This is a genomic window from Halocatena salina, assembly GCF_023115355.1.
GTDB lineage: Archaea > Halobacteriota > Halobacteria > Halobacteriales > Haloarculaceae > Halocatena > Halocatena salina.
In genome coordinates, this window is record NZ_CP096021.1 from 231,966 (window position 1) to 243,975 (window position 12,010).

General features: G+C 59.8%; 11 protein-coding genes. 7 read left to right on the forward strand and 4 right to left on the reverse strand.

Annotated elements, in window-relative coordinates:
* Nucleotide 1: 1 nt before the first annotated feature.
* Both MW046_RS16245 and MW046_RS16250 read right to left on the reverse strand, forming a co-directional pair.
* Nucleotides 2-979: a carbohydrate ABC transporter permease gene (locus tag MW046_RS16245; RefSeq protein ID WP_247995254.1), complete on the reverse strand. Its 978-nt coding sequence runs from the start codon at nt 977-979 to the stop codon at nt 2-4.
* Between the two features lies 1 nt (nt 980).
* Nucleotides 981-2,276: an ABC transporter substrate-binding protein gene (locus tag MW046_RS16250; RefSeq protein WP_247995255.1), complete on the reverse strand. Its 1,296-nt coding sequence runs from the start codon at nt 2,274-2,276 to the stop codon at nt 981-983.
* A 141-nt stretch (nt 2,277-2,417) separates the two neighbouring features.
* Between MW046_RS16250 and MW046_RS16255 the strand changes: the two genes are divergently transcribed.
* The 6 genes from MW046_RS16255 (at nt 2,418) to MW046_RS16280 (ending at nt 10,018) form a co-directional block, all read left to right on the forward strand.
* Nucleotides 2,418-3,626 (forward strand): glycoside hydrolase family 88 protein, encoded by a 1,209-nt coding sequence (locus MW046_RS16255; protein ID WP_247995256.1) that lies wholly within the window; start codon nt 2,418-2,420, stop codon nt 3,624-3,626.
* Between the two features lie 118 nt (nt 3,627-3,744).
* Nucleotides 3,745-5,595 carry a DUF2264 domain-containing protein gene (locus MW046_RS16260; RefSeq protein ID WP_247995257.1) on the forward strand — a complete coding sequence of 617 codons (1,851 nt, stop codon included), beginning with the start codon at nt 3,745-3,747 and terminating at the stop codon, nt 5,593-5,595.
* Nucleotides 5,596-5,618: 23 nt separating this feature from the next.
* On the forward strand, nt 5,619-6,428 hold the full coding sequence (locus MW046_RS16265) for an aldo/keto reductase (RefSeq protein ID WP_247995258.1): 810 nt from the start codon (nt 5,619-5,621) through the stop codon (nt 6,426-6,428).
* Nucleotides 6,429-6,496: 68 nt separating this feature from the next.
* Nucleotides 6,497-7,846 (forward strand): nickel pincer cofactor-dependent isomerase, group 22, encoded by a 1,350-nt coding sequence (locus MW046_RS16270; protein ID WP_247995259.1) that lies wholly within the window; start codon nt 6,497-6,499, stop codon nt 7,844-7,846.
* Nucleotides 7,847-8,033: 187 nt separating this feature from the next.
* Nucleotides 8,034-9,131: a Gfo/Idh/MocA family protein gene (locus MW046_RS16275; protein ID WP_247995260.1), complete on the forward strand. Its 1,098-nt coding sequence runs from the start codon at nt 8,034-8,036 to the stop codon at nt 9,129-9,131.
* 119 nt (nt 9,132-9,250) lie between these two features.
* Nucleotides 9,251-10,018, forward strand: coding sequence for an IclR family transcriptional regulator (locus MW046_RS16280; protein ID WP_247995261.1), 768 nt, complete (start codon nt 9,251-9,253; stop codon nt 10,016-10,018).
* Between the two features lie 329 nt (nt 10,019-10,347).
* On the opposite strand, the gene MW046_RS16285 is transcribed toward MW046_RS16280, so the two are convergent.
* Nucleotides 10,348-10,794 carry an ABC transporter permease gene (locus tag MW046_RS16285; RefSeq protein WP_247995262.1) on the reverse strand — a complete coding sequence of 149 codons (447 nt, stop codon included), beginning with the start codon at nt 10,792-10,794 and terminating at the stop codon, nt 10,348-10,350.
* Complete coding sequence (locus MW046_RS19610) at nt 10,794-10,889, reverse strand: hypothetical protein (RefSeq protein WP_368411432.1); 96 nt, start codon at nt 10,887-10,889, stop codon at nt 10,794-10,796. The genes MW046_RS16285 and MW046_RS19610 overlap by 1 nt, the downstream gene beginning before the upstream one ends.
* A 23-nt stretch (nt 10,890-10,912) precedes the next feature.
* Between MW046_RS19610 and MW046_RS16290 the strand changes: the two genes are divergently transcribed.
* Nucleotides 10,913-11,344 carry a DUF8593 domain-containing protein gene (locus MW046_RS16290; RefSeq protein ID WP_247995263.1) on the forward strand — a complete coding sequence of 144 codons (432 nt, stop codon included), beginning with the start codon at nt 10,913-10,915 and terminating at the stop codon, nt 11,342-11,344.
* Nucleotides 11,345-12,010 lie beyond the last annotated feature (666 nt).

Genomic DNA, 12,010 nt, shown 5'->3' on the forward strand with positions numbered 1-12,010 from the left:
CTCAGCTCACCTTGAATTGGAGGAGAGAAAGTGACATGATGATCACTACGAGCGCGACCGTGAGGGCGCTTCCGTAGCCGAGTTCCAGGTTCTGGAACGCGACTTGGTAGATGTAGTACGCGATCGTCCGAGTTTCGGTGATCGGCGCGCCGGACTGGATGACGATGGTCGGCTCCGCGAACTTCTTGAAGCCCCCGATCGTGGACGTCACGAACACGAACAGCATGATCGGCTTGAGCTGGGGGAGTGTTACGTATCTAAATTTTTGTATCTTCGTCGCGCCATCGATCTCGGCCGCCTCGTAGAGCGAATCGGAGATAGTCTGAAGCCCTGCCAGGATGATGATCATGTTGTATCCGGTCCAGCGCCAGACTGACATGAACGCGATGAGATTTCGCGACCAAAACCCGTTCGAAAGCCACGCTACCGGATCGAGACCGACGGCTCGGAACATCGCATCGGCCAATCCGCCCTCAGTAACGAGCACGATGAAGATGACTGAATAGGCAACGGTGTTCGCCGACACCGGAAGCAGGAGGACGCTCCGAAACGCGTCCTTGAACCGGGTGAAGCCCGCGTTCAGTACGAGCGCGAGACCGAGCGCGAGCGACACCATGATCGGCATCTGAACCACGAAGATGACGACGGTGTTGGTGATGGCCTGGTGGAAGACCTGGTCGGTCAGCATCCGCTCGTAGTGTTCCAACCCGACGAACCGCAGATTCGCCATCTCTGGAACGACGAGCTGGTACGTCCCGAGATCGAGCACGAAAATCGGTTCCATCGACACGCCCTGAAACACGAAAAACGACAGGTAGATCGTGTAGAACACTGGAATCGCCAGAAACACGCCGAAAAGAACGAAGAAGGGACTCAGAAAGACGAACGGCGTGCCAGGGATCGGCGGCAGTAGATCCTTCAGTCGTTCGCGCTTGTACCGAACCTGGTCGACGAGCTCGACTGTGAGATCCGAACGCATCTCAGGCAACCTCGCGTCCGGTTCGGGATGATACGGTGGTCACCACGTTTTCGAGCGCACTCTGTGGGTCTTTGTCTCCGTTCACGACGGTTCTGAGCTCCGGGTTGAGAACATCCATGAACGCAGGGGAGTCGATGGTGTACCGGTACGGCGGGATGTTCGTCGCCTGCTCCATCCACAGCTCGCCGAGCTTCTGGCCGCCGAAAAATTCGTTTGGCTGGCCGAACACCGGCCGCTCCCACGCTGGCTCGTACGCACCGAAGTTACCCTGACTCTCGTACAGGTTGACGAGCTCGTCGGCGTCCGCCACCGTGTTGTTCGCGAAGTGAAACGCCCGTTTCGCTTTCGCCTCGCTGACCTGCTTCGAGATCACGAGTCCGGAGCCACCACGGTTGCTCGCCCGAGGACCGCCCGTCTCGAACGCTGGCAGCCGCATCATCCGCCAGCTCCCGGCTGTCTCCGAGAGCGAAGTCCTCAGTGTGCTCGTGAACCACGCGCCGGTACAGTATCCGGTGATGCTGCCGTTTTTGAACCCGGCAAACCACTGTTGGCTCCAGTTTGCGGTACTGTTCGTGAGTCCGGCTTCACCGAGGCGGTCAAGGAGGCGAATGACCCGCAACGCTTTCTCGTTGTCGAAGGCGATCCGACCCTCTTCGTCGAACTCCATTCCACCGAGCTGACGGTACAACATCCGCCAGTAGAGATCGATGGCGGCTCCCGGCAGCGAGAGTAGGGCGACGTCATCAGGGAGCTTCTTCCCTTCCTCGATGAGCTGGTCCCACGTCTCGATGTCGTCGTTCAGACCGTGCTCGTCCCAAACGTCTTTCCGATAGAAGAGGTTCGCTGGACCGATGTCGTAGGGAATCTCGTAGATTTTCTCGTCTGTGCTGACGACCTCCCAGATCCACGATGGGTACTTCTCTCGGAGACCGGCCTCCTCGATCCAGTCCGAAAGATCGCGTAGCCCACCAGTGTCGGCGACCTGCTTCAGCGAGGCGTACTCGATCAGCGATAGCGCTGGCGCACCGGTCCCGGAGAGGAGGCGCGTCTGGAGCGTGTTGATGACTTCCTCATAGCCCATGTTGGTGTGCTGAATGGAGACGCCCGTCTCTGCCTCGTACCGGTTCATGTGGCCTTGCCAACTGTCACTCATCTCCCAGAAAGCGAACGAGTCGGCCATCGAGCCGGAGTCATCAGTCGCTGGATCCGAACGGATACAGCCAGCGATGCTCACAATGCCAAGACTACTGAGAGCTTTCAGTACGTTCCGTCGTCTACGGTACTGTGACTCATCCATGTGTATTGTGAACTTACGATATAACTATAAATAACTTTCGTCGAGCTGGTGGATTCAGTTCGAAACGAAATCAGAAAGATACAACACTGTTGATGAATTCAACGATGGCTTTATGCGCTTCGGTAGAAGAGTCTGGTTCACATGGCACGCACGCCGACCGCGGTAGTGACGGAAATCGCCGACCGGGATCAACCGAATCGGTACTCCGAGCGACCCACGATTGATCACGAGGATCTCGATCGGGCGCTTTCGGACGCGATCGATAAGATCGATGCCAACCTCGATGCGTTCTACGACCGGTTCCCCGAACCGTCGAGCGACGATCTCGTTTACGCAGCAACGGACAACATGGACGGCTGGACAACCTCCTTCTGGACGGGGCTGTGCTGGCTCGCCTACGAGGTGACTGGGGAACAACGGTTTCGGGACGCGGCCGAGGCACAGCTGGAAACGTTCGAACGCCGGTTAGACGTGGGTGAGATCAAAACCCACGATCTGGGGTTTCTCTACATGCTTTCTGCGGTCGCTGGCCACCGGCTCACTGGCAACGGGCGCTACCGGTCGCTCGCGCTCACCGCCGCGGATCGTCTTGTCGACCGGTTCTGGGAGTCTCCCGGTCTCATCCAGGCGTGGGGCGACCACGAGACCGCCGAGGACACGTGGGAGCGAGGCCGGATGATCGTGGACACGATGATGAACCTTCCGCTGCTGTTCTGGGCCACGGAAGCCACGAGCGATCCACAGTACGCCTCCCTTGCGGTGACGCACGCTCGCACGAACGCAGAGCACATCGTCAGAGCGGACGGCTCGACCTACCACACCTTCAAATGCGATGTGGAAAGCGGAGACCCGGTCGGCGGAGAGACAGCCCAGGGCTACGAGGCCAGTTCTTGCTGGTCCCGCGGCCAGACGTGGGCGATCTACGGATACGCGCTCGCCGCCGACTACGCCGACGAGGGTGCCTACGCCGAACTGTCCGCGAAGCTTGCTAACTACTATCTCGACCGTCTCGAAGACGACCACGTTCCATTATGGGACTTCGACGCCCCGACCGAACTGGACGCGCGGGACTCGTCGGCCGCAGCCATCGCGGCCTGCGGTCTCGACGAGCTCGCCCGTCAACTCCCGCTCGCAGACGACCGAGCGCGTGGCTACGAGAACGCCGCCCTCGAGACCCTCGGAAGCCTCACAGAGAGCTACACGACGGACGGGCATGCCTCGAACGGGCTACTGACCGATGGGGCCTACGATCCCTCGGACGGCGACTATGAGGAGTGTTGCATCTGGGGCGATTACTTCTACGTGGAGGGACTCGTTCGGGCAACCGAGCACTGGTCTCGCTACTGGTGAGCAGTGGCGTCCCTACCGACGGTCGTGTGGATACTGTGTCCCGAATCGGCAGGGCATCGCGGCACTTATCTTGCCGAAATGGCAATGTATTTATTTATAGATTCGACATACGTAGCGTATGAATCCGGTAGCGGACAATCCGCTTCAGGCCCGCGAGGATTTCGAACGGGCCGTCGAACAACTGTTCGAGCCGCTCATCGCCCACTTCAGTTCCGGAAAAGCGAGGGTCAGGCCGACCGCATCCGGCGCTCACTTTCCGGACGTGTCGGCCGAGCTGGAGGGGTTCGCGCGGCCGCTGTGGGGGATCGTCCCGCTGGGCGTTCACAGGGAGTTCGATCGCTGGTCGCTGTTCCGGCGGGGGCTCGTCAACGGCACCGACCCGTCCCACGAGGAGTACTGGGGAGAGGCGGACGATTACTCCCAAAAGCACGTCGAGATGGCCGCCATCGGCGTCGGGCTCATGATGACACCCGAACACCTCTGGGAGCCGCTGTCCGACGCCGAGCAGGAACGGTTGGTCGCGTGGCTGAACGGGATCAACGACGCCCAACTCCACGACTGTAACTGGCTGTTCTTCCGCGTCATGGTGAACGTGGGACTTCGATCGGTCGGTGCGCGCCACGACTGGGCGTTCACGCAGTCGTCACTCGACAGACTGGAGTCGTTCCACCACGGTAACGGCTGGTACACCGACGGACCGGAGGACGAGGGGAGTCCGATCGACTACTATCTGCCGTGGGCCATGCATTTTTACGGGCTCGTCTACGCGACGTGCGCCGATGCGGACCCGGACAGGGCAGACCGATTCCGAAACCGGGCCGAAGCGTTCGCAACCAGTCACCTCCATTGGTTCGACGACGATGGCCGGGCGCTCCCGTACGGGCGAAGCCTAACCTACCGTTTCGCGCAGGCCGCGTTCTGGGGCGGGCTGGCGTTTGCCGGTCTCAATCCGCTTCCGTGGGGTGTCATCAGGGGCGTCTGGGCGCGCAACGTCAGGTGGTGGCTGAACCAGCCGATCTTCACCGACGGGGGACTCCTATCGGTCGGCTACCGGTATCCCACGTTGAAGCTGTCGGAGCCGTACAACTCACCAAACTCCCCGTACTGGGCGATGAAGGCGTTTCTTCCGCTCGCACTCGAACCGGACCACCCCTTCTGGCAGGCCGAGGAGCAGCCGCTACCGGACCTCCCCGAACGAGTCGTTCAACCCCACGCAGGGAAAGTAATCTGTCGGGACGACCACCTCGTTGCCCTCTCGCTCCCCCAAGACAGCGTCCACGGGCGCGAGAAATACACGAAGTTCGCGTATTCGACGGAGTTCGGTTTCTCTGTCGCTGGTCGAACACCCGGTCCGGGACGGGCGGGACACGACAGCTCCCTGGCTCTCAGTCTTGACGGTGAACAGTTCAAGATCCCCTCCTCGAGCGCGGGGACACTAGTGGATGGATCGACGCTCACGTCGCGGTGGGAACCGTGGGACGACGTGAGCGTCGAGACGTGGCTGGCACCAGCACCAGCGGGACACGTGCGCGTTCACCACCTCGAGACCGCACGGACGGTCCACGCCGAGGAAGGTGGGTTCGCACTCGACCGGACGGGCGACGACGACGCGTCGGCGTTCTCCCACGATACCCACGGCACAACGGCGCTCGCAACGTATCCAAACGGCGTGAGTGGGATCTCCGATCTGGTTGCCGAGCGCACGCCAGCAGTCGTGTCGGAGGGACCGAACACGAATCTCGTTCACCCACGAACGGTTGTACCGACGCTGCGAGAAACGTACGAACCCGGCGAACAGTGGATCGCGTCAGCCGTTATGGCCAGCCCGGACCCCACGGCTGACTGGGAACCGCTCCCGGAACTCGCCGCTACTGAAGAGGGAATCACGATCGAAACGCACGCAGGCGATCGACTCCTCGACTGCACGGCGGGCGATTGGCATAACGGCAGAGCATCCAAAGAAATATGAAGAGTGCTCATGACTTCCAATTCATGTGTGGTTTACCAGCCATTGGGCTTGGGACGTGGCAGAACACCGACTGGGAGACCTGTATCGATAGCGTTAGCACCGCGCTGGAAGCGGGCTATCGCCACGTCGACACCGCTCAGTACTACGGCAACGAGGAAATGGTCGGAGAGGGGATCGCTCAAGCGGACGTTCCTCGTGACGAGATCGTCGTTGCGACCAAGGTTCACGCCGAAAAGTTCGGTCTCGCGTACGAGGAGGTGATCGAGGGACTGGAGGTCAGTCTCGACCGGCTCGGACTCGATTCCCTCGACCTGCTGTACGTTCATTGGCCCGTCGGAAACTACGACGCCCCAGAGACGATGTCGGCGTTCGACGAACTCCTCGACCGCGGACTCATAGACCACGTGGGCGTCTGTAACTTCAGCATCGAACTGCTCGAGGAAGCCCGCGATCACCTTGAATCACCGCTGTTCGTCCATCAGGCAGAAACACACCCGCTTCTCCCACGGGACGATCTCATTGCACACGCCCAGAAACACGGCTACCACTACGTCGCGTACTCTCCACTCGCCCGCGGGAGCGTCTTCGATATCCCCGAAATACGGGACGTCGCCGAGAGACACGGCGTCAGTCCGGCACAGGTCAGCCTCGCGTGGCTCCTCCAGAAGGACAACGTCGCTGCCATCCCCAAAGCATCAGGCGAAGGCCACATCCGGGACAATCTCCGAGCGCTGGATCTCGAGCTCACGACCGACGACGTCGATCGAATCGACGACATCGATCGAACCAAGCGCTTCGTCGAACGTCAGGGCGCTCCCTGGTTGGACGAGTAATCGGTACCAGGGAACCCATTGCTACGCACGACAGACACGTTTATAATGAAATCCATTGACCACTACGTATGAGCACAGGCGATAATGAGCCGCCAGCGCGCCACCTTTCAGTTTCCGAAGAGACGATTCTTGAAGCATGTGGTGACCTACCGCTCCCAGCGATGGGGATCATCGAGCAGGTGTGGGAGACGGATCCGATTCCACCGCGTGAGATCAGCGAGCAGGCAGGGCGTGCCGTCTCAGACCTCCCGCTCGGGGACGTACCGGAGGGAGAAACGGTGGCGCTCGGCGTCGGCAGCCGCGGCATTGCAAACCTCTCAGAGATCGTTGCAGGCGTCGTTTCGGTCCTCTCCGAGGCCGGCTACAACCCGTTCGTCTTTCCAGCGATGGGTAGCCACGGCGGCGCAACGGGCGAAGGCCAGCGAGAGATGCTGAACGATCTCGGCGTGACTGAATCGGCGGTCGGCTGTGAGATCCGGTCGAGCATGGAGGTGGTCGAGGTCGGGCGAACGCAGGACCGGGACGTCCCGGTCGTCGCCGACGCTACTGCCGTGAACGCGGACGCCATCGTTCCGATCAACCGCGTCAAACCCCACACGGACTTCGATGGCCCTGTTGAGAGCGGGCTTTCGAAGATGCTCGTCATCGGGATGGGCAAGCAACGCGGCGCGAAAATCGCCCACGAGTGGGCCGTCGACTGGTCGTTCCGACGGATGATCCCCGAGATGGCCGGCCAACTCCTCGACTCGCTCCGGATCGTCGGCGGCGTCGCCATTGTCGAGGATCAACACGACGATACGACGCTCATCGAGGGCGTCCCACCGAGTGGCTTCCTCGATCGGGAGGCGGAGCTGCTCGAGATGGCCTACAACCGGATGCCGGAACTCCCGTTCGACGACCTCGATCTCGTGGTGTTCGACCGGCAGGGCAAGGACATCAGCGGGCAAGGAATGGACACGAACGTCATCGGTCGGCGCTCGTTCGCCATCAACGAGCCCGCTCCCGAACGACCAGACATCAAGCGCATCTACACCCGCGGGCTGACGGAGACGACCCACGGCAACGCGATGGGCGTTGGGTCTGCCGACGTCGTTCACGAGGACGTCGCCGCCGAACTGAACGCCTCGACGACGCTTATCAACGCGCTCACGGCCAGCACCATTCGCGGCGTGAAACTTCCGCCAGTCGTCGAGACCGACCGCGCAGGGATGGTCGCCGCGTTGTCGACCATCGGCGTCGTCGGGACTGACACTGTTCGTGTCCTCCGAGCGCCCGACACCATGCATCTCCATCGGCTCTACGCGTCGACAGCGTTAGTCGAGGAAGCCCGCGACCGAGATGATCTGCGCGTCGTCAAGGAGCCTTCGTCGATCGCGTTCACCGACGGTCGGTTCTCGGCTCCGTCGCTGCACGAGTGACGCGCTGGGGAATGCTGTCCTCTCATCTGCTGCAGAACAGCGACTAAAACTGACAGCATACTCGAAGATTTATTAGGGTCGGTGCTGATGAGCTAGTCACAGCCATCGACGAGGGCACTGTCGGCAGCGTTGGGCAGTGTCCGCGAACGAGCGGCGGTTTACTGCCAGCCGACGGAGACAACCAACTATGACATACAGAGCAGGTATCATCGGAACGGGCGGGATCGCAGGCATGGGTATTCTCGGAATGCACGACGAGGAGGCCATCGGCACGGAAAAAATCGACGCAAGTCACGCCGGCGGCTACGCCAGCACCGACGAGATAGAGCTCGTCGCTGTCGCAGACATCGACGAGGAAACCCTCACCACGTTCGGGGACGCGTGGGAAATCCCCTCTGATCGTCAGTATCTCGGTCACGAGTCGATGCTCGCCGAGGAGGATCTCGACGTCGTCTCCGTCTGTACGCCGTCGTTTCTCCATCACCGACACACGATCGACGCCGCACAGTCCGCTGCCGCCCCCGACGTCATCTGGTGTGAGAAACCCATCGCATCCTGCGTCAGCGCCGCCGAGGAGATGGTCGCGGTCTGTGAGGAAACGGGGACTGAACTGGTCGTCAACCACTCGTTTCGGTTCACCGACAAGCTCCAGCGTCTACACGATCTCGTTCACGGGCAGAACGTACTGGGTGACGTCGTCTCCGTGAGTACCCAGTACCGGATGGAGTTGATGCGCAACGCTACCCACGTTCTGGACACGCTCGTGTACCTCCTCGACGCGCGCCCAAAGCAGGTCGGCGGCTACATCACCGGTGAGAACGAGGCCGTCGAGTCGCTCGACGTCGGACAAAACGTCGTCGACACCGCTGGCGGGGGTCACATCGTTATGGACGACGGCTCGTTCGTCACCGTCGACTGTACGATTCCACGGGACATCTCCTCGATGACGCTGCACTTCATCGGAACCGGAGGCAAACTGTACATGAACAACGACGACGGTGAGTGGCGATACTGGTCGCTTGAGGACGGCGAGCACGTCGAGCAGTCACTGCCCGGCATCGATGGCGCATGGACATGGGACGACGATTACAAACGGTCGTTTGCGAACGCGGCGACCCACGTCCGAGATCTGCTGAACGGCGAGGACGAGAACTACTCGCCGGGCGTAGAAGCCACCCGGTCGCTCGAAATCATCGTCGGGTTCTACCTCTCTCACTACACCAGTTCGACGGTGAATGTTCCTCTGGCACAGCCGCTCCGAGAGATATCCATCACATCGTGGTGATCCCTGTCGGAGTGGGTAATCGGACGATCGTGAGCGGTTCGCGATCACTCCAGTGTAACTGAACAGTACACTGCTTATTCTGGAATAGATTTATTATCCCCGGACATGTGCCATCGTCCATGTCCGATCAACAAAACTCCAACGCCGTCAAGACGGCCCAGACCACCTTCGCAATACTCGAAGAGCTGAAACAGCGAAACGAAGCGACGGTGACAGAGCTGACCGACGCCTTCGACCTCTCGAAGAGCAGTATCCACAACTACCTCAGCACGCTCGAACGGGAAGGGTACGTCGTGAAAGAGGATAACACCTATCGAGTGGGGTTGCGACTGCTCGATCTCGGAGGGCACGCACTCCATACGGAACGCATATACGACGTCGCAAAGGACGAAGTGACCGCACTGGCCGAGGAGACGGGTGAACTGGCGAACCTCCTCGTAGAGGAACACGGACGGGGAACGTATCTTTATCGTGCGCACGGAGACGACGCTGTCAAGACCGATTCGTACATCGGCCAGCGGGTCTATCTGCACAACACCGCGCTCGGAAACGCTATTCTCGCGCATCTCCCCCGCGCACGTGTGACCGAGATCATCGACCGGCATGGGCTGCCAGCGACGACAGAGAACACTATTACCGACAGAGACGAGCTTTTTGCGCGTCTCGACCGCATCCGAGAGGAGAAGGTCGCCTTCGACGACGAGGCGCGCGTGAAAGGCCTCCGCTGCGTTGCGGTTCCCATCGTCAACAACAACGCCACCGTCGAGGGAGCGATCAGCGTCTCCGGCCCGACCAGTCGTTTTCAGGGACAACGGTTCCGGGAAGACCTCCCTGCCACGCTCAAGAGCGTGGCCAACGTCATCGAGCTGAATATCACCTACACGTGACTCGACATACCCAACGCCGTCCGGCTTCTCGGGACTGTATCTAGCGATTCTACGCAGTGATTCAGTTTAACGATATCACCGGCGATGGTGGGTCTCTTCTTACTATCTATGCGACGATATTCTGTAATACTGTATATAATTTAGTATAATTGAGTAGAAGTCAGTATAATTGTCAGCTACGAATCGCCCGATCTACCGCTGTCCGATCGGGTGCCGTGTGGTTCTGATGGCGAATAATGATCTTCGGTTGCTCCTACTCGGTGGGCTGCGTCATCCATTACGTACGTACTGTTGTAACGGGCATGTAGTTCGGTTCGCGAGGACACCGATCAGTCATGACGGGTTGTACGAACTGCAGATGATCCACACGGCACTTTGGGACCACGGAGGATGGATCCACTCGAAGCCATCGGTGTCGGACGGATTGCCACGCTCAGTACACCGAGGAGTGTGCCCAGTTCGTTGGCGTACCGCTCCTCGAAGACGCCCGACGCTCTACCGAACGTATTAGTATAGCATAATATCTTATCATCATATATAGACTCGATCAGACACGTTATCCTGCCCGCGGCGAATAGTACCGCCATGATTGAGAGCTGGTGATCGGCTGTGTAGATCGGATTCGCCCTAGCGAGAATCATTCCGGACATCATGTCTGAAATGTGAATGAATTCGAGACTCTTCAACCAGTCTACCATCGAAATGAGCGAGGCCCGAACGCTGGTTGTCACGTACTTGGAAATGACCACTTCCGGCTGAACCCTCGGTGTGAGCATCAGTCCTCCTCAATGATCCCAACCGTTCCCCGTGTGCCATCGATCCGTACCTGCTGTCCGGTCTCGATACGACGCATCGTTTCAGATACTGACACCACCCCCGGTAGCCTGTATTCGCGTGCAACGAGCGCGCTGTGACTCAGCCGCCCCCTACCTCGACGTCGTTGAGGATCGGTTCGAACTGTACCTCGCCCACGGTGTCACTGCTGTCGACGAGGTGCCATCGGTGATCCAACGCATCAGTGAAGAGATCGGCGTCGCGTCCGCCCCGAACCGGTCGGCTCCACGGGTCGTGATCGTTCGCGCCCGACTCAACATGACTATTACCTTACCCATGATGACAGTAGGTGTACGATCGCCACCGCGCTATCATTCGCGTATTATGGACCAAAGCACATCCGCCATCGACACGGGGATGGACATGTTCGACGCGACGGGCGAAGAGATCGGCATGGTCGCCACCATCGAGGACGACGTGGCGTACGTCGACTTCGACCCCGGCCTCACCGACGAGATGCTCGACACCGTCGACGACGGCGTCCACCTCTAGGGCGATCACTGACACCCGATAGGAGAGTAAGCAGTGCTCGGAGAAGCGCTGAGGATGTCGATCTCAGTTGGATCTGATTGTCCCCACTCTTATTCGAGAATGAGAGAACCGGATTGAGAACAATTGGGCCTTGTTTCGACACTCAAGACAACGGCTCACTCTGGCAGATTAACGACCTTCAGACACAGAACCAAGTAGTGTGTCCTCTCGTCTTTCCCGTTTCACAGACCGCCTCGTAGCGTTGGCAAAACGCGCTGTCTCTGGCGATCTCGCTACAGCAGTCAAGAAGGATGATGGCGGCTACGCTGATTGGGTCGTCGTCGTGATCCACGGCACGCGATGGGGCACAAACACACAGTCAGATGCGAATTTACTCGACATGGACGCACGTATTCGACGCTCGGACTGGCATATTTTTTCCTCACGTACGGCGGCGACTACGAACGATAGCGGCCACGAATACGCCGGGACTTTTGACCGGATTGCTCCCGAAGGAGACGATCATCGAGTGGAACGTTCGCCAGCGTTGTCTACACCAACATGATTATGGCACTCGCTAACGGACAGTACATAATGAAACTCGGGAGCACCTGCCCCACCTGTGGGGAGCGAGTCGACGAAACGATCCGGTGCCGGGAGTGTGGGCGCGGGCTCCACAGCCGCTGT

Bases quoted from the DNA above. Each gene is read 5' to 3' on its own strand.
- MW046_RS16275 (WP_247995260.1), top strand. From the start codon at position 8,034: ATGACATACAGAGCAGGTATCATCGGAACGGGCGGGATCGCAGGCATG.
- MW046_RS16285 (WP_247995262.1), bottom strand. From the start codon at position 10,794: ATGCTCACACCGAGGGTTCAGCCGGAAGTGGTCATTTCCAAGTACGTG.
- MW046_RS16265 (WP_247995258.1), top strand. From the start codon at position 5,619: ATGTGTGGTTTACCAGCCATTGGGCTTGGGACGTGGCAGAACACCGAC.
- MW046_RS16255 (WP_247995256.1), top strand. From the start codon at position 2,418: ATGGCACGCACGCCGACCGCGGTAGTGACGGAAATCGCCGACCGGGAT.
- MW046_RS16280 (WP_247995261.1), top strand. From the start codon at position 9,251: ATGTCCGATCAACAAAACTCCAACGCCGTCAAGACGGCCCAGACCACC.
- MW046_RS16245 (WP_247995254.1), bottom strand. From the start codon at position 979: ATGCGTTCGGATCTCACAGTCGAGCTCGTCGACCAGGTTCGGTACAAG.
- MW046_RS16260 (WP_247995257.1), top strand. From the start codon at position 3,745: ATGAATCCGGTAGCGGACAATCCGCTTCAGGCCCGCGAGGATTTCGAA.
- MW046_RS16250 (WP_247995255.1), bottom strand. From the start codon at position 2,276: ATGGATGAGTCACAGTACCGTAGACGACGGAACGTACTGAAAGCTCTC.
- MW046_RS16270 (WP_247995259.1), top strand. From the start codon at position 6,497: ATGAGCACAGGCGATAATGAGCCGCCAGCGCGCCACCTTTCAGTTTCC.